This window comes from Plantibacter sp. (assembly GCF_059073635.1).
This window is the reverse complement of record NZ_JCACOF010000009.1, coordinates 455757-472483: the sequence shown is the minus strand read 5'-3', so window position 1 is coordinate 472483 and position 16727 is coordinate 455757. Positions and strand designations below refer to the sequence as shown.

The window sequence follows — 16727 nt, the reverse complement described above, 5'->3', positions numbered from 1 at the left end:
GACACGCCCGGGATGCAGCGAGGATTTGCCAGCCCCTGGCGGTCTGCGTAAAGTAATCACTCGTCACCCCAAAGGTGCGGGAAGCGGAAGAGCTTCCCGGCCTCAAGTGGGACTGATACCCAGCCAAAAGCCGAGCATCTCCACGTGAGTCAAACTCACACTTGAGATCGTCTCACTTCAAGACTAGGTTGGAACTTCCCAGCTCTCGGGTCATCGAAGCGGTGAGGATCAGACGGACTCCGGTCCACTCAGATCAGCTCCTGGTTCGACTTGACAAGAACCGAAGAAGTGGTAAGTTAGAGAAGTTGCCCTGCAGGGCGGTCGTGATGGCCAAAGGCAGGAGCATCCGATCCTTGAGAACTCAACAGCGTGCACAATGTCAAATGCCAAAAACCTCGTGCAATTGATGCCTTCCTTTTCGGTTGGTTGATGTTGTAAGAGATTCCTTTGGAAAACATTTAAACAAAACAAAGCAAGTCAGTAATGATTTGTTCTGTCAGTTTCAAACTTGCATCGTGTTCACCTATTCCGGTGGCATGGTGCGCGAAATGTGCCGGTCACTTCGGTGGTCGTGCAATTCAACATTTACGGAGAGTTTGATCCTGGCTCAGGACGAACGCTGGCGGCGTGCTTAACACATGCAAGTCGAACGATGAAGCCCAGCTTGCTGGGTGGATTAGTGGCGAACGGGTGAGTAACACGTGAGTAACCTGCCCTTGACTCTGGGATAAGCGTTGGAAACGACGTCTAATACCGGATACGAGCTTCCACCGCATGGTGAGTTGCTGGAAAGAATTTTGGTCAAGGATGGACTCGCGGCCTATCAGCTTGTTGGTGAGGTAATGGCTCACCAAGGCGACGACGGGTAGCCGGCCTGAGAGGGTGACCGGCCACACTGGGACTGAGACACGGCCCAGACTCCTACGGGAGGCAGCAGTGGGGAATATTGCACAATGGGCGAAAGCCTGATGCAGCAACGCCGCGTGAGGGACGACGGCCTTCGGGTTGTAAACCTCTTTTAGCAGGGAAGAAGCGAAAGTGACGGTACCTGCAGAAAAAGCACCGGCTAACTACGTGCCAGCAGCCGCGGTAATACGTAGGGTGCAAGCGTTGTCCGGAATTATTGGGCGTAAAGAGCTCGTAGGCGGTTTGTCGCGTCTGCTGTGAAATCCCGAGGCTCAACCTCGGGTCTGCAGTGGGTACGGGCAGACTAGAGTGCGGTAGGGGAGATTGGAATTCCTGGTGTAGCGGTGGAATGCGCAGATATCAGGAGGAACACCGATGGCGAAGGCAGATCTCTGGGCCGCTACTGACGCTGAGGAGCGAAAGGGTGGGGAGCAAACAGGCTTAGATACCCTGGTAGTCCACCCCGTAAACGTTGGGCGCTAGATGTGGGGACCATTCCACGGTTTCCGTGTCGTAGCTAACGCATTAAGCGCCCCGCCTGGGGAGTACGGCCGCAAGGCTAAAACTCAAAGGAATTGACGGGGGCCCGCACAAGCGGCGGAGCATGCGGATTAATTCGATGCAACGCGAAGAACCTTACCAAGGCTTGACATATACGAGAACGGGCCAGAAATGGTCAACTCTTTGGACACTCGTAAACAGGTGGTGCATGGTTGTCGTCAGCTCGTGTCGTGAGATGTTGGGTTAAGTCCCGCAACGAGCGCAACCCTCGTTCTATGTTGCCAGCACGTAATGGTGGGAACTCATGGGATACTGCCGGGGTCAACTCGGAGGAAGGTGGGGACGACGTCAAATCATCATGCCCCTTATGTCTTGGGCTTCACGCATGCTACAATGGCCAGTACAAAGGGCTGCAATACCGTAAGGTGGAGCGAATCCCAAAAAGCTGGTCCCAGTTCGGATTGAGGTCTGCAACTCGACCTCATGAAGTCGGAGTCGCTAGTAATCGCAGATCAGCAACGCTGCGGTGAATACGTTCCCGGGCCTTGTACACACCGCCCGTCAAGTCATGAAAGTCGGTAACACCCGAAGCCAGTGGCCTAACCGCAAGGATGGAGCTGTCTAAGGTGGGATCGGTAATTAGGACTAAGTCGTAACAAGGTAGCCGTACCGGAAGGTGCGGCTGGATCACCTCCTTTCTAAGGAGCATGTGCAACGCTCGTCTGTATACAGCGAGGTTTACGTTGCCAAGTCACACTGAGACGAATGTTCTCGGGTGGCGCTCATGGGTGGAACATTGACATTGATGCAGACGTGAGAGTCTGCCAGCAAGTACGTCTTCTTCGGGAGATTGGAACGGTGGCCGGCTGGAGGGTTTGCATATGCACGCTGTTGGGTCCTGAGGGACCGGATCTTCTCCGCTTCGGTGGAGGAAGGACGAACCTCAGGGCCTCTTTTGCTTGACATCAATGGTCAAGGAGAGAGGTACCGCCCGTACTTTGAGAACTACACAGTGGACGCGAGCATCTTAGATTCATGACCCTTCGGGGTTGTGGATCACAAAGATCAAAACATGCTTCTTCGGAAGTGATGTTGATCATTGGTCAATCTGCATCAGGTAACTGGTGCCGATCGATTCAAACTCATGTGATTTCAAATTTCTAAGAGCAAACGGTGGATGCCTTGGCATCTGGAGCCGAAGAAGGACGTAGTAATCTGCGATAAGCCTCGGGGAGCTGATAAACGAGCTGTGATCCGAGGATTTCCGAATGGGGAAACCCCGCCAGGCCCCTTGTGGTGATCTGGTGACTCCCGCCTGAATATATAGGGCGGGTAGAGGGAACGGGGGGAAGTGAAACATCTCAGTACCCCCAGGAAGAGAAAACAACAGTGATTCCGTCAGTAGTGGCGAGCGAAATCGGAAGAGGCTAAACCGGGCATGTGTGATAGCTATCAGGCGTTGCATGTCCGGGGTTGTGGGACTTCTCACTCCGAACTGATATTCGGGGAGCATTAGAACGTGGTATAGACGAATGGGATTGAAAGCCCAGCCAGAGACGGTGCCAGCCCGGTAGTCGAAATGCTGCAATCGTGCGAGGAGTATCCCAAGTAGCACGGGGCCCGAGAAATCCCGTGTGAATCTGTCAGGACCACCTGATAAGCCTAAATACTCCCAGATGACCGATAGCGGACAAGTACCGTGAGGGAAAGGTGAAAAGTACCCCGGGAGGGGAGTGAAATAGTACCTGAAACCGTTTGCTTACAAACCGTTGGAGCACCCTTGTTGGTGTGACAGCGTGCCTTTTGAAGAATGAGCCTGCGAGTTAGCGATATGTGGCGAGGTTAACCCGTGTGGGGTAGCCGTAGCGAAAGCGAGTCTGAATAGGGCGATTCAGTCGCATGTCCTAGACCCGAAGCGAAGTGATCTATCCATGGCCAGGTTGAAGCGACGGTAAGACGTCGTGGAGGACCGAACCCACTTAGGTTGAAAACTGAGGGGATGAGCTGTGGATAGGGGTGAAAGGCCAATCAAACTTCGTGATAGCTGGTTCTCTCCGAAATGCATTTAGGTGCAGCGTTGCGTGTTTCTTGCCGGAGGTAGAGCTACTGGATGGCCGATGGGGCCCAAAAGCTTACTGACGTCAGCCAAACTCCGAATGCCGGTAAGTGAGAGCGCAGCAGTGAGACGGTGGGGGATAAGCTTCATCGTCGAGAGGGAAACAACCCAGACCACCAACTAAGGTCCCAAAGCGCGTGCTAAGTGGGAAAGGATGTGGAGTTGCACAGACAACCAGGAGGTTGGCTTAGAAGCAGCCACCCTTGAAAGAGTGCGTAATAGCTCACTGGTCAAGTGATTCCGCGCCGACAATGTAACGGGGCTCAAGCACGCCACCGAAGTTGTGGCATTGATATTTTTGGTAGGCCTTCGTGGTCCAGCCGTATTGATGGGTAGGAGAGCGTCGTGTGGCGAGTGAAGCGGCGGTGTAAACCAGCCGTGGACGCTACACGAGTGAGAATGCAGGCATGAGTAGCGAAAGACATGTGAGAAACATGTCCTCCGAAAGACCAAGGGTTCCAGGGTCAAGCTAATCTTCCCTGGGTAAGTCGGGACCTAAGGCGAGGCCGACAGGCGTAGTCGATGGACAACGGGTTGATATTCCCGTACCCGCGAAGAACCGCCCAAGACAATCCAGTGGTGCTAAGAGTCCTAACCCGGACGACTGATTCCCTTCGGGGATGATGGGTCCGGTCTAACGCTCGACCCCATGCTGGTGCGTTTAGCGTATTAACAGGTGTGACGCAGGAAGGTAGCCTATGCCGGGCGATGGTTGTCCCGGTGTAAGTGCGTAGGCTGAGAGATAGGCAAATCCGTCTCTCGTGAAGGCTGAGACACGATACGGACCCGTAAGGGATAGTAGGTGATCCTATGCTGCCAAGAAAAGCATCGACGCGAGGTTCTAGTGGCCCGTACCCCAAACCGACTCAGGTGGTCAGGTAGAGAATACTAAGGAGATCGAGAGAATCGTGGTTAAGGAACTCGGCAAAATGCCCCCGTAACTTCGGGAGAAGGGGGGCCTGAGGCGTATTAGGACTTGCTCCGAAAGCGTTTGAAGGCCGCAGAGACCAGTGGGAAGCGACTGTTTACTAAAAACACAGGTCCGTGCCAAGTCGCAAGACGATGTATACGGACTGACGCCTGCCCGGTGCTGGAAGGTTAAGAGGAACGGTTAGCCGCAAGGCGAAGCTGAGAATTTAAGCCCCAGTAAACGGCGGTGGTAACTATAACCATCCTAAGGTAGCGAAATTCCTTGTCGGGTAAGTTCCGACCTGCACGAATGGCGTAACGACTTCCCAGCTGTCTCAACCGCGAACTCGGCGAAATTGCATTACGAGTAAAGATGCTCGTTACGCGCAGCAGGACGGAAAGACCCCGTGACCTTTACTACAGCTTGGTATTGGTGTTCGGTGTGGCTTGTGTAGGATAGGTGGGAGACTTTGAAGCTTGGACGCTAGTTCAGGTGGAGTCATTGTTGAAATACCACTCTGGTCACTCTGGATATCTAACTTCGAACCGTAATCCGGTTCAGGGACAGTGCCTGGTGGGTAGTTTAACTGGGGCGGTTGCCTCCCAAAAAGTAACGGAGGCGCCCAAAGGTTCCCTCAACCTGGTTGGCAATCAGGTGTCGAGTGTAAGTGCACAAGGGAGCTTGACTGTGAGACTGACAAGTCGAGCAGGGACGAAAGTCGGGACTAGTGATCCGGCAGTGGCTTGTGGAAGCGCTGTCGCTCAACGGATAAAAGGTACCTCGGGGATAACAGGCTGATCTTGCCCAAGAGTCCATATCGACGGCATGGTTTGGCACCTCGATGTCGGCTCGTCGCATCCTGGGGCTGGAGTAGGTCCCAAGGGTTGGGCTGTTCGCCCATTAAAGCGGTACGCGAGCTGGGTTTAGAACGTCGTGAGACAGTTCGGTCCCTATCCGCTGCGCGCGCAGGAAATTTGAAAGGATCTGACCCTAGTACGAGAGGACCGGGTTGGACGAACCTCTGGTGTGTCAGTTGTTCCGCCAGGAGCACCGCTGATTAGCTACGTTCGGGATGGATAACCGCTGAAAGCATCTAAGCGGGAAGCCGGCCTTAAGATGAGATTTCCATGCCTTCGGGCGAGAGGCTCCCAGCCAGACTACTGGGTTGATAGGCCGGATGTGGAAGAGAGGACGAAAGACTCTCGGAGCTGACCGGTACTAATAAGCCGATAATTTGATAACACTTTCTTTGTTTGAATACGAAGATGCTACGCGTCCACTGAGTGGTTCTCGATGTACGGTCGAGAACCCGCAAACAACACCACTGTGTTCGCACAGCGTGTTGGTTTGCTTGTTCACTTTGATACATCAATAGTGTTTCGGCGGCCATAGCGAGAGGGAAACGCCCGGTCACATTCCGAACCCGGAAGCTAAGACTCTTTGCGCCGATGGTACTGCAGGGGGGACCCTGTGGGAGAGTAGGACACCGCCGGACTTCTTCGTTGAAATGGCCACCCAAGGTTCTTGGGTGGCCATTTTGCGTTAACACGCTTTGTGCGTGAAGTCGTCGTTTCACGGGTACCGTGGGACAAGAATTCAACAGTAGGTTGACGCCGGGTGACGGCGTCCGAGCACCGTGGAGATCATCGTGAGTGACCAGTCAGCAGACCAGCCCGACAAGGGTGAGCGACGTCCTCCGAGATCTTCCGGTGACAACCGTGGGAACGGTGGTGCTCCACGGCGCGATGATCGCGCTCGTGGCACCGACCGCCCGCAGCGGTCCGATGCGCCCAGGAGCGATCGTCCACGCACGGATCGTCCGCAGCGATCCGACCGTCCATCACGCAGCGGTGACCGTCCGTCATCAGGGGACCGTCCGCAGCGTTCGGATCGTCCGGCTTGGCAGAAAGATCGCCCGGCGTCCGGGGACCGTCCGCAGCGCTCGGACCGTCCCGCGCGCAGTGGTGACCGTCCGTCATCCGGAGATCGACCGCAGCGTTCGGACCGCCCGGCTTGGCAGAAGGATCGGCCAGCGTCCGGCGATCGTCCGCAACGCTCGGACCGTCCCGCCTGGCAGCAGGATCGTCCGTCGTCGGGGGATCGTCCGCAGCGGTCCGACCGTCCCGCACGGAGCGGTGACCGTCCGTCCTCCGGCGATCGTCAGGACCGCGGAAACCGGACCGACCGTGGACACTCCTCTGAGCGTGGTGGCCGTCCCGACCGCGGGCGCGACAGCGGTGGACGCGAGCTGTGGACGCGCGATGGCGCTCCGGCCCGCGGCGACCGCGACGCGTTCCGACGCGAGCGCGAGCTGACCGAGGAAGAGCGCATCGCGTTCGAGCTCAAGTCGATCCGTCCGCGTCACGACGACCCGGAGATCCCTGACGACGTCACGCCGCAGGACCTCGACAAGGGTGCGCGGAACGAGCTGAAGACCCTGAGCAAGGAGAACGCCGACGGCGTCGCGCAGCACTTGGCGATGGCGGCGCGACTGATCGACAGCGATCCTGCGTTGGCCCACCTCCACGCGATGTCCGCTGCCCGTCGGGCCGGCCGGATCGCGATGGTCCGCGAGACCCTCGCCATCACCGCGTACGAGACCGGCGACTACGCCCTCGCGCTTCGCGAGCTGCGGACCTATCGCCGTATCTCCGGCAAGGACGACCAGCTGCCGCTCATGGTCGACAGTGAACGCGGCGTCGGCCGACCGGAGCGTGCCTTGGAACTCGGACGGTCCGTCGATCGCTCGACCCTCGACGTGCCGGTCCGCGTCGCCCTCGCGATCGCGATGTCGGGTGCCCGGCTCGACCTCGGGCAGACCGAGGACGCGCTGCTCGAGCTCCAGATCCCACAGCTCGACCCGAAGCGTGCGTTCTCCTACAGCCCGGCGCTGTTCAACGCGTACGCCGAGACCCTCGAGGTCCTCGGCCGTGAGGAGGAGGCGGCCGTCTGGCACGACCGGGCGATGATCGCCTCCGAAGCGCTCGAGCAGTCCGCTGCGGACGACGAGGGCGAGACGATGGTGGTCGTGGAGGAGTTCCTCGAGTTCGACGACGAACCCGAGTCGCCCACGGCTGATGCCCCTGAATCCGACGATCAGCCCGGGGAGGAGCCGTCCGGTGAGTCCGCTGCTGACGAGAAGGCCTAAGCCCGTGACCCCGCTCGACGGCGTCGACGTGGTCCTCGCGGATCTGGACGGCGTGGTCTACGCCGGCCCGAACCCGATCCCGCACGCAGTCGAGTCGCTGAACCTGGCGGCGGAGCACGTTCGCGTCGGATACATCACGAACAACGCCTCCCGGACGGACGCCTCCGTCGCGCAGCACCTGACCGACCTCGGCCTCAGTGTCGCGCCGGCAGAGGTCGTCACGAGCCCACAGGCCGCGGTCCGACTGCTGGCCGGCCTGGTGCCCGCCGGGTCGACGATCCTGGTCGTCGGTGGCGCCGGGCTCGTCGACGAGGTCGAGAAGGGTGGCTTCGTCGTCACCCGCTCCGCTGAGGACTCGCCGGCTGCGGTGATCCAGGGCTTCGCTCCCGAGGTCGGCTGGTCGCAGCTGGCCGAAGCGGCGTTCGCGCTGCAGACGCCGACCGCCGACGGTTCCGAGCTGCCGTGGGTCGCGACGAACACGGACTGGACCATCCCGCAGGCTCGCGGGATCGCTCCGGGAAACGGCACGCTGGTGTCGGCCGTCCACACGGCGGTCGGCCGTCTGGCGACCGTCGCCGGGAAGCCGGAGGTACCGATCTTCGACGAGGCGAAGGTGCGTTTCGGCGCATCGAAGCCGCTCTTCATCGGCGACCGACTCGACACCGACATCCTCGGCGCGAACCGCGCCGGGATCGCGTCAGCTCTCGTCCTGACCGGCATCGATCGGGCCAAGCACGTCCTCGCGGCCGACCAGCACTCCCGGCCGACCTTCATCCTCGAGGACCTGCGGCAGCTGCACGAGCCGTATCCGGCCACCACCATGTCGCGCGACGGCAAGGCGGCGACGGTCGGTGCGGCCACGGTGCGGATCCGTGGGAACGACGTCGTGGTGGAGTCCGACGGCCCGTCCCGGATCGACCTGTTGCGTGCCGCGTGCGCCGCGATCTGGGCGTCCGGCCGTGCCATCTACGGGCTCAACGTCCCGGAGCGCCTGTACGCGGAGTGATGCCCACCCCTCGGGAGGCGCGGTTCACCACGGGTGTTCGCCCACAGCGGTTCCCGGGGGCGGCGACGGCGGCGGCCGGTAGGGTTGCCCTGTGACGAACGAACCGGAGCACCCGACCGACGGCCTCGTGTCCCGCGTCCACCTCATCGACGAGCAGCCGCTCGAGGAGCGGGCCGCCGCATACAGCCAGCTCGTCGACGAACTGCGGGCGACGCTCGAGGGGAGCGACTCGCCGAAGACCTCGGCGTAGCGCATGGAGAACACACCCGAACCGCCGGCTGCAGCCGATTCGCCGGACGGCGCCGCGCAGCCCGCCCGCCTCGACGCCGCCCTCGCCGCGCGAGGACTCGCCCGCTCCAGGACCCATGCGGCCCAGCTCATCGCCGACGGCCTCGTGAGTGTCGACGACCGCACGATCGTCAAAGCCTCCCACCGGGTCCACCCGGATGCTCGCGTCGTCGTCGCCGGCGCCGACCACTACGTGAGTCGCGCCGCCCACAAGTTGCTCGCCGCCCTGGACGCCTTCCCGGTCGTCGTCGACGACGCACTCGTCCTCGACGCCGGCGCCTCCACCGGCGGATTCACCCAGGTCCTGCTCGAGCGTGGAGCGCGTCGGGTGATCGCCCTCGACGTCGGGCACGACCAGCTCGTGCCGCAGCTCCGAGCAGACGAGCGGGTGCAGGTCGTGGAGGGGTGCAACGTCCGCTTCCTGACGCCGGAGCAGCTGAGCGACCTCACCGGTCTGGACGAGCGTCCGTCGCTCGTGGTCGGCGACCTCTCGTTCATCTCCCTCACGCAGGTGCTCCCGGCACTCGTGTCGGTCGTCGCGTCACCGGCGGAACTCGTCCTGCTCGTCAAACCGCAGTTCGAGGTCGGTCGTGGTGGCGTCCGTGAGGGCGTCGTCACCGATCCCGCGCTCCGTGCCGACGCCGTCGCAGGCGTCCTGTGGGCGGCCTGGGACCTCGGGCTCGGGACGGCCGGGCTCATCCCGTCGCCGATCGTCGGCACCCACGGCAACCGCGAGTACGTGGTGTGGATATCGGCGGAGCACGGAACCAATCCGACAGAATGGATGCAGCAGATCACCTCGATGGCTGGAGCGTAACCCGATGGCACATTCCACCGATCCTGCGGTCGCGGCGCGGAACATCCTGGTCGTCGCGCACACCGGTCGCGACGACTCACGCGATGCCGCCGTGCTCGTGTCCAGGCTGCTCCTGGAGGCGGGCGTCCGCCCGGTCCTCAGCGCGCTGGAGCGGGCCGACCTCATCGCCGTCGACCCGGATCTCGACGTCGTCTCCATCCTCGACGAGGAGGTCTCCCTCGGCGACATCGAACTGGCGATCGTCCTCGGCGGCGACGGCACGATCCTGCGAGCGGCCGAGGTCACGCGAGGATCGGCGGCGCCGCTGCTCGGGGTGAACCTCGGCCACATCGGCTTCCTCGCCGAGAGCGAGCGCGACGACCTCGCCGAGACGGTCGAACGGGTCGTGCGTCGCGACTACTTCGTGGAGGAGCGCATGACGCTCTCCGTCCGGGTCAAGGTCGGCGCGGAGGTCGTCTACGAGACGTGGGCGCTCAACGAGGCCACGGTCGAGAAGGCGAGCCGGGAGCGCATGCTCGAGGTCGTGATCGAGGTCGATCAGCGTCCGCTCTCCTCCTTCGGGTGCGACGGGGTGGTCATCTCGACGCCGACCGGCTCCACCGCCTACAACTTCTCGGCCGGCGGCCCGGTCGTGTGGCCGTCGGTGGAGGCCATCACCCTCGTCCCGCTCAGCGCGCACGCCCTGTTCGCGAAGCCGCTCGTGGTCGGCCCCGAGTCGTCCCTCGCCGTCGAGGTGCTGGAACGCACCGACGGCCTCGGCGTGCTCTGGTGCGACGGACGCCGGGCCAAGGACCTCCAGCCGGGCGCCCGGGTGGTCGTCAGACGCTCCTCGGTGCCGGTCCGCCTCGCACGCCTCCACGAGAGCACCTTCACCGATCGACTCGTCAACAAGTTCCGGCTACCGGTCACCGGTTGGCGTGGCCCCGTCGGACGCGAGGAGCCGATGACCGGCACGATCCACCTCCCGGCCTCCACGGCCACCCGACACCACAGCGATCAGGAGGGCACCGCATGATCGAGGAGATCGAGATCCGCGACCTCGGCGTGATCGCGTCCGGGACACTCCCGCTCGGTCCCGGCTTCACCGCCGTGACGGGCGAGACCGGCGCAGGCAAGACGATGGTCGTCACCGCCCTCGGGCTGCTCCTCGGACAGCGGTCGGACAGCGGCGTCGTGCGAGCGGGCCAGAAGCAGACGAGTGTCCAAGGACGCTGGTTGGTGCCGGGCGACGGCGCGGTCGCCGAGCGCGTCCGCGAGGCCGGGGGAGACCTCGATCCCGCGGGTGATGCCGCAGAGCTGCTGCTCGGTCGGATCGTGACCGCCGAGGGCCGCGGCCGCGCGATCGTCGGTGGCCGCACGGCCCCCATCGGGATCCTCTCCGAACTCGGCGAGCAGCTCGTCGTCGTGCATGGGCAGTCCGATCAGATCCGACTGCGGGCCGCGCCGGCCCAGCGGGACGCCCTGGACCGCTTCGCCGGCGAACCGCTCCAGCGTGCTCTCGGCGACTACCAGCGGTGCTACACGGAGCTCCTGGAGCTGCGGACGGAACTCGAGACCCTGACGAACGAGCGCGACACGCGACTCCTCGAGGCCGAGCAGCTGCGCGTCGCGCTCGCCGAGATCGAGCAGGCCGACCCACAGCCCGGCGAGGACGCCGAGCTCGCCGAGCGCGCAGATCGACTGACGAACCTCGAAGAGCTCCGCCTCTCGGCGGCCGGCGCCCGAGAGCTCGTCTCGGCCGAGGCCGGCGAGGAGAGCGACGTCGTCGGACTGCTCGAAGGCGCGCGGCGGCAGCTCGACCGGGCCTCGGTGCACGATCCCGCCCTCGGCGCGATCGCCGCGAGTGTCGCCAACGCGAGCTACCTGGCTGCTGAGATCGCCGCCGAGCTCTCGAGCTACCTCGCCGGACTCGACGAGGACGGCGCTCGCGAACTCGAGGTCGTCCAGGAGCGCCGCGCGACCCTCGCGACGCTCGCCAGGAAGTACGGTCCGTCGCCCGAGGACGTCCTGCACCTGCTCGAGACGGGCAGCACCCGCCTGATGGAACTCGACGGCGACTCCGACCGCATCACCCAGCTCGAGGGCGACGTCGAACGACTGTCCGGGGAGGTCGACGCCGCCGCCGCGACGTTGAGCGCCGTCCGGGTCGAAGCCGCCGCTCGACTCGGCGCAGCCGCGAGCGCGGAACTGCGCTCGCTCGCCATGGCCGAGGCGGAGCTCGTCGTCGAGGTGTCCGATCGCGACGACCTCACGCTGCACGGCAAGGACGTGATCGCCTTCCTCCTCCGGCCGCACGCCGGTGCAGAGCCCCGACCACTCGGCAAGGGCGCCTCGGGCGGAGAGCTGTCCCGCGTGATGCTCGCCCTCGAGGTCGTCATCGCCGGTGCGGACCCCGTGCCCACCTTCGTGTTCGACGAGGTCGACGCCGGTGTCGGCGGAGCCGCGGCGATCGAGATCGGGCGTCGCCTCGCGGCCCTCGCCGAGCGCTCGCAGGTGATCGTCGTCACCCACCTCGCGCAGGTCGCGGCCTTCGCCAACAACCACCTGAGCGTGGTCAAGGGCGGCGACGGTTCGGTGACGGCCTCGAGTGTGCGCCAGCTCGTCGGCGCCGAGCGGGAGGCGGAGATGGCGCGGCTGCTCTCCGGGCTCGCGGAGTCCGACAGCGGCCTCGCCCACGCCCGCGAACTGCTCGCCCTCGCAGCCTCCTGACGATGCGACCGCGAAGGAAGCGACACATGAACCCGAACTGGATGGTAGGATAAAAGCCCGTGGTGAATACTTCTGAAGCGGGCAACCTGAACTCTCCGATCGACGGCATCGTCTCGGGCTCCAACGGCACGACCAAGCACATCTTCGTGACTGGTGGTGTCGTTTCTTCGTTGGGCAAGGGGCTCACCGCAGCCAGCCTCGGCAACCTGCTGACGGCGCGCGGGCTCCGAGTGGTCATGCAGAAGCTCGACCCCTACCTCAACGTCGACCCGGGCACGATGAACCCGTTCCAGCACGGCGAGGTCTTCGTGACCGACGACGGCGCCGAGACCGACCTCGACATCGGCCACTACGAGCGGTTCCTCGACATCGAGCTGAGCCAGGCCGCGAACGTGACGACCGGTCAGATCTACTCGACCGTCATCGCCAAGGAGCGTCGCGGCGAGTACCTCGGCGACACCGTGCAGGTGATCCCGCACATCACGGACGAGATCAAGCGCCGCATGCGCCTCCAGGCGTCCGAGACGCCCCAGCCCGACGTGATCATCACCGAGATCGGTGGCACGGTCGGCGACATCGAGTCGCAGCCGTTCATCGAGTCGGCTCGCCAGATCCGCCACGAGCTCGGCCGGAACAACGTGTTCTTCGTCCACGTGTCCCTCGTGCCGTACATGGGCGCCTCCGGTGAGCAGAAGACGAAGCCGACGCAGCACTCGGTCGCGGCCCTCCGGTCCATCGGCATCCAGCCCGACGCACTCGTGCTCCGCAGCGACCGCCCGGTGACCGAGAGCAACAAGCGCAAGATCGCGCTCATGTGCGACGTCGACGAGGACGCGGTCGTGAACGCGGTCGACGTCCCGAGCATCTACGACATCCCCACCATGCTGAACGACCAGGGCCTCGACGCGTACATCGCCGACCGCCTGGGTCTCGTCACCAACGAGGTCGACTGGAGCGGCTGGGCCGACCTCCTCGAGGCCGTCCACCACCCGAAGCACGCCGTCACCATCGGCCTCGTCGGCAAGTACATCGACCTGCCCGACGCCTACCTGTCGGTGACCGAGGCGCTCAAGGCCGGCGGCTTCGCCCACGACACCAAGGTCAGCATCCGTTGGATCCCGTCCGACGACTGCGAGACCGTCGAGGGAGCGATCAAGGCGCTCGCCGACGTCGACGGCATCTGCGTCCCCGGTGGCTTCGGCATCCGCGGCATCGAGGGCAAGCTCGGCGCCCTGAAGTTCGCCCGCGAGAACGGCATCCCGGTGCTCGGCCTGTGCCTCGGCCTGCAGTGCATGGTCATCGAGTACGCCAGGAACGTCGTCGGGCTCGAGGGCGCCAGCTCCTCCGAGTTCGACCCCGACACGCAGTTCCCCGTCATCGCGACGATGGCCGAGCAGGTCGAGATCATCGCGGGCGGCGACCTCGGCGGCACGATGCGCCTCGGTCTGTACGCGGCGAAGCTCGACGAGGGCTCGATCGTCGCCGAGCTGTACGGTGCGGACGAGGTGTCCGAGCGTCACCGTCACCGCTACGAGGTGAACAACGGCTACCGCCAGCAGATCGCGGACGCCGGCCTCCAGTTCTCCGGTCTGTCGCCCGACGGCACGCTGGTCGAGTACGTCGAGCTGCCGCGCGAGGTGCACCCGTTCTACGTCGCGACGCAGGCGCACCCCGAGCTGCGGTCGCGCCCGAACCACGCGCACCCGCTGTTCGCCGGCCTCGTCGGTGCTTCGCTCGAGCGCCAGCAGGCGAGCCGCCTGTTCGACGTCGCCAATGGTTGAGTCGATCGGCGACGCCGCGTCGTTGCGCGACGAGCCGCACCCCGTCGAGGTGGTGTCCTCCGAGCGCGCGTTCGCGGGCAAGGTGTGGGACATCCGTCAGGGAGACGTTCCGCTACGGCGACGGCGAGGTCGTGCGCGAGTTCGTCGACCACACCGGTGCGGTCGCGGTGCTGGCGCTCGACGCCGACGAGCGCGTCCTGCTCATCCAGCAGTACCGCCACCCGATCGGTGAGCGCGACTGGGAGCTGCCGGCCGGCCTGCTCGACATCGCGGGGGAGGACCCGGCCGTGGCCGCGGGTCGCGAGCTGGAGGAGGAGGCCGACCTCGTCGCCGGTTCGCTCCAGCTGCTGACGGAGTTCTACACGACGCCCGGTGGCAGCAACGAGTCGATCCGCATCTACCTCGCGCGCGACCTCACCGCGACCGCCGAGGCCTTCGCCCGTGCTGAGGAGGAGGCGGACATCCTCGTGGAGTGGGTGCCCCTCGACGACGCCGTGGCCGCGGTGCTCGACGGCCGGCTCCACAACTCGATCCTGATGCTCGGCGTCCTCACGGCCGCTGCGGCTCGCGATCGCGGGTGGTCGACGCTGCGCGACAGCGGCGACTCCACGATCGGGCCGGGCGGAGCCTGAGGCGTGGCGCTCGATCGCGCGGTCGCCGACTACCTGCGGCACATCGCGATCGAGCGCGGCCTGTCGGCCAACACGCAGGCCGCCTACCGGCGGGATCTCGAGGGCTACCTCGCCTGGCTCGGCGCGCACGGTGTCGTCGAGGCACCGGCCGTCACCGCCGCGCACGTGTCGGAGTACACGGCGTCGCTCCGGACACCGGAGGGTCAGCCGGTGCGCGCGTCCTCGCTCGCCAGGGTGCTGTCGTCGATCCGTGGTCTCCACCGGTTCCTGCTCGACGAACAGCTCGTCGAGGTCGACGTCGCGCGCGAGGTACGCCCGCCGAAGCTCCCGGGACGGCTCCCGAAGGCGATCACGATCGACCAGGTCCGCGCGCTGCTCGAGACGACCGACGGCGACGACCTGCTCGCCGTCCGCGACAAGGCGCTCCTCGAACTGCTCTACGCGACAGGAGCCCGCGTCTCCGAGGCCGTCGGCCTGAACGTCGACGACGTCATCGACACCGACATCGTCCGGCTCCTCGGCAAGGGCGGCAAGCAGCGGATCGTGCCGCTCGGCAGCTTCGCCCGTGACGCCGTCGACCGCTACCTCGTGCGCGTCCGGCCGGTCTTCTCCGGCCTCGGCCGGTCCACGCCGGCGCTCTTCCTCGGGCAGCGCGGTGCGCGGCTGTCCCGGCAGAGCGCGTGGCTCGTCCTCCAACGCGCCGCCGAGCGCGCAGGACTCGAATCGCACGTCTCGCCGCACACCCTCCGACACTCCTTCGCGACGCACCTCCTGCAGGGCGGAGCCGACGTCCGCGTCGTGCAGGAACTCCTCGGTCACTCCTCGGTGGCGACGACGCAGCTGTACACGCTGGTGACGGTCGACAACCTCCGCGACGTGTACACGCAGTCCCATCCCCGGGCCAGATGGACCACGGGCGGAGCGGCACCGCAGGCCTGACCCGTGGCCCGGTAGACTCGTCACTCGAACGACAGCAAGCGGGAGCGAGGCAACACCGGTGGCCGGTACGAAGCACACGAGCGCAGTGCAGGATTCTGCGCGCAAGACCGCCGCCGAACTGAACCCGAACGGCCCGACCGGCCGCCCGCGTCGTGAGTTCGCGGTGCCGCCCACGCTGGCGCAGCACGGTCCGGCACGCATCATCTCGCTCTGCAACCAGAAGGGTGGCGTCGGCAAGACGACGACCACCATCAGTCTGTCCGCCGCGCTGGCCGAATACGGCCGCCGGGTGCTCGTCGTCGACTTCGACCCGCAGGGTGCGCTGTCCGCCGGTCTCGGCATCTCCACCCACGACTCCAACACCGTGTACGACCTGCTGCTCGGCACCGTGAAGGACCCGGCCGAGGTCATCCAGCACACCGCCATCGAGGGTCTCGACGTGCTCCCGGCCAACATCGACCTCTCGGCCGCCGAGGTCCACCTCGTCAACGAGGTCGCGCGCGAGACGATCCTGGCCCGGGTGCTCCGCAAGGTGTCCGACGACTACGACGTCATCCTGATCGACTGCCAGCCCTCGCTCGGCCTGCTCACGGTCAACGCCCTCACCGCCAGCCACGGGGTCCTCATCCCGCTCGAGTGCGAGTTCTTCGCGCTCCGCGGTGTCGCGCTGCTCATCGAGACCATCGACAAGGTGCGCGACCGCCTCAACCCGGCGATCGAGCTCGACGGCATCCTCGCCACCATGTACGACTCCCGGACCCTGCACTCGCGTGAGGTCCTCGAGCGCGTCGTCGACGCGTTCGGCGAGAAGGTCCTCGAGACGGTCATCGGACGGACCGTGAAGTTCCCCGACGCGAGCGTCGCCGGAACCCCGATCACCGAGTTCGCACCGGAGCACGCCGCCGCGAAGGCCTACCGTCAGCTCGCGAGAGAGCTCATCTCCCGTGGCGCGATCGCCTGATCCCGCGCGGACG

At 64.5% G+C, this 16727-nt stretch carries 9 protein-coding genes, 3 rRNA genes and 1 pseudogene; all 13 read left to right on the top strand.

Features of this window, described 5'->3' with window-relative positions:
* Nucleotides 1–584 precede the first annotated feature (584 nt).
* Nucleotides 585–2105: ribosomal RNA gene (locus AC5JOC_RS12230) — 16S ribosomal RNA — on the top strand.
* A 452-nt stretch (nucleotides 2106–2557) separates the two neighbouring features.
* Nucleotides 2558–5675: ribosomal RNA gene (locus tag AC5JOC_RS12225) — 23S ribosomal RNA — on the top strand.
* 136 nt (nucleotides 5676–5811) lie between these two features.
* Nucleotides 5812–5928, top strand: a 5S ribosomal RNA gene (gene rrf / locus AC5JOC_RS12220).
* Together the 16S, 23S and 5S rRNA genes form the textbook arrangement of a ribosomal RNA operon.
* 984 nt (nucleotides 5929–6912) lie before the next feature.
* Nucleotides 6913–7581 (top strand): hypothetical protein, encoded by a 669-nt coding sequence (locus AC5JOC_RS12215; protein WP_244175508.1) that lies wholly within the window; start codon nucleotides 6913–6915, stop codon nucleotides 7579–7581.
* Nucleotides 7511–8587: an HAD-IIA family hydrolase gene (locus AC5JOC_RS12210; protein WP_079706107.1), complete on the top strand. Its 1077-nt coding sequence runs from the start codon at nucleotides 7511–7513 to the stop codon at nucleotides 8585–8587. The genes AC5JOC_RS12215 and AC5JOC_RS12210 overlap by 71 nt, the downstream gene beginning before the upstream one ends.
* A gap of 91 nt (nucleotides 8588–8678) precedes the next feature.
* Nucleotides 8679–8837, top strand: coding sequence for a hypothetical protein (locus AC5JOC_RS12205; RefSeq protein WP_162852287.1), 159 nt, complete (start codon nucleotides 8679–8681; stop codon nucleotides 8835–8837).
* A 3-nt stretch (nucleotides 8838–8840) separates the two neighbouring features.
* The gene (locus tag AC5JOC_RS12200) at nucleotides 8841–9692 is read left to right on the top strand and encodes a TlyA family RNA methyltransferase (RefSeq protein WP_494246483.1); all 852 of its coding nucleotides are present in this window, start codon (nucleotides 8841–8843) and stop codon (nucleotides 9690–9692) included.
* A 4-nt stretch (nucleotides 9693–9696) separates the two neighbouring features.
* Nucleotides 9697–10707 carry an NAD kinase gene (locus tag AC5JOC_RS12195; protein ID WP_079706105.1) on the top strand — a complete coding sequence of 337 codons (1011 nt, stop codon included), beginning with the start codon at nucleotides 9697–9699 and terminating at the stop codon, nucleotides 10705–10707.
* Nucleotides 10704–12401, top strand: a complete 1698-nt coding sequence (gene recN, locus AC5JOC_RS12190; protein WP_124769479.1) for a DNA repair protein RecN — start codon at nucleotides 10704–10706, stop codon at nucleotides 12399–12401. Before AC5JOC_RS12195 ends, recN begins: the two co-directional genes overlap by 4 nt.
* Before the next feature lie 86 nt (nucleotides 12402–12487).
* Nucleotides 12488–14182, top strand: a complete 1695-nt coding sequence (gene pyrG / locus AC5JOC_RS12185) for a CTP synthase (protein WP_194718987.1) — start codon at nucleotides 12488–12490, stop codon at nucleotides 14180–14182.
* Nucleotides 14175–14814, top strand: a pseudogene (locus tag AC5JOC_RS12180) (NUDIX domain-containing protein). The gene pyrG and the pseudogene AC5JOC_RS12180 overlap by 8 nt, the downstream one beginning before the upstream one ends.
* Before the next feature lie 3 nt (nucleotides 14815–14817).
* Nucleotides 14818–15753, top strand: coding sequence for a site-specific tyrosine recombinase XerD (xerD, locus tag AC5JOC_RS12175; RefSeq protein ID WP_086475418.1), 936 nt, complete (start codon nucleotides 14818–14820; stop codon nucleotides 15751–15753).
* An 85-nt stretch (nucleotides 15754–15838) separates the two neighbouring features.
* Nucleotides 15839–16714, top strand: coding sequence for a ParA family protein (locus AC5JOC_RS12170; protein WP_071260744.1), 876 nt, complete (start codon nucleotides 15839–15841; stop codon nucleotides 16712–16714).
* Nucleotides 16715–16727: the final 13 nt, after the last annotated feature.

Bases quoted from the DNA above. Each gene is read 5' to 3' on its own strand.
- AC5JOC_RS12195 (WP_079706105.1), top strand. From the start codon at position 9,697: ATGGCACATTCCACCGATCCTGCGGTCGCGGCGCGGAACATCCTGGTC.
- AC5JOC_RS12215 (WP_244175508.1), top strand. From the start codon at position 6,913: ATGGCGGCGCGACTGATCGACAGCGATCCTGCGTTGGCCCACCTCCAC.
- AC5JOC_RS12210 (WP_079706107.1), top strand. From the start codon at position 7,511: ATGCCCCTGAATCCGACGATCAGCCCGGGGAGGAGCCGTCCGGTGAGT.
- AC5JOC_RS12200 (WP_494246483.1), top strand. From the start codon at position 8,841: ATGGAGAACACACCCGAACCGCCGGCTGCAGCCGATTCGCCGGACGGC.
- recN (WP_124769479.1), top strand. From the start codon at position 10,704: ATGATCGAGGAGATCGAGATCCGCGACCTCGGCGTGATCGCGTCCGGG.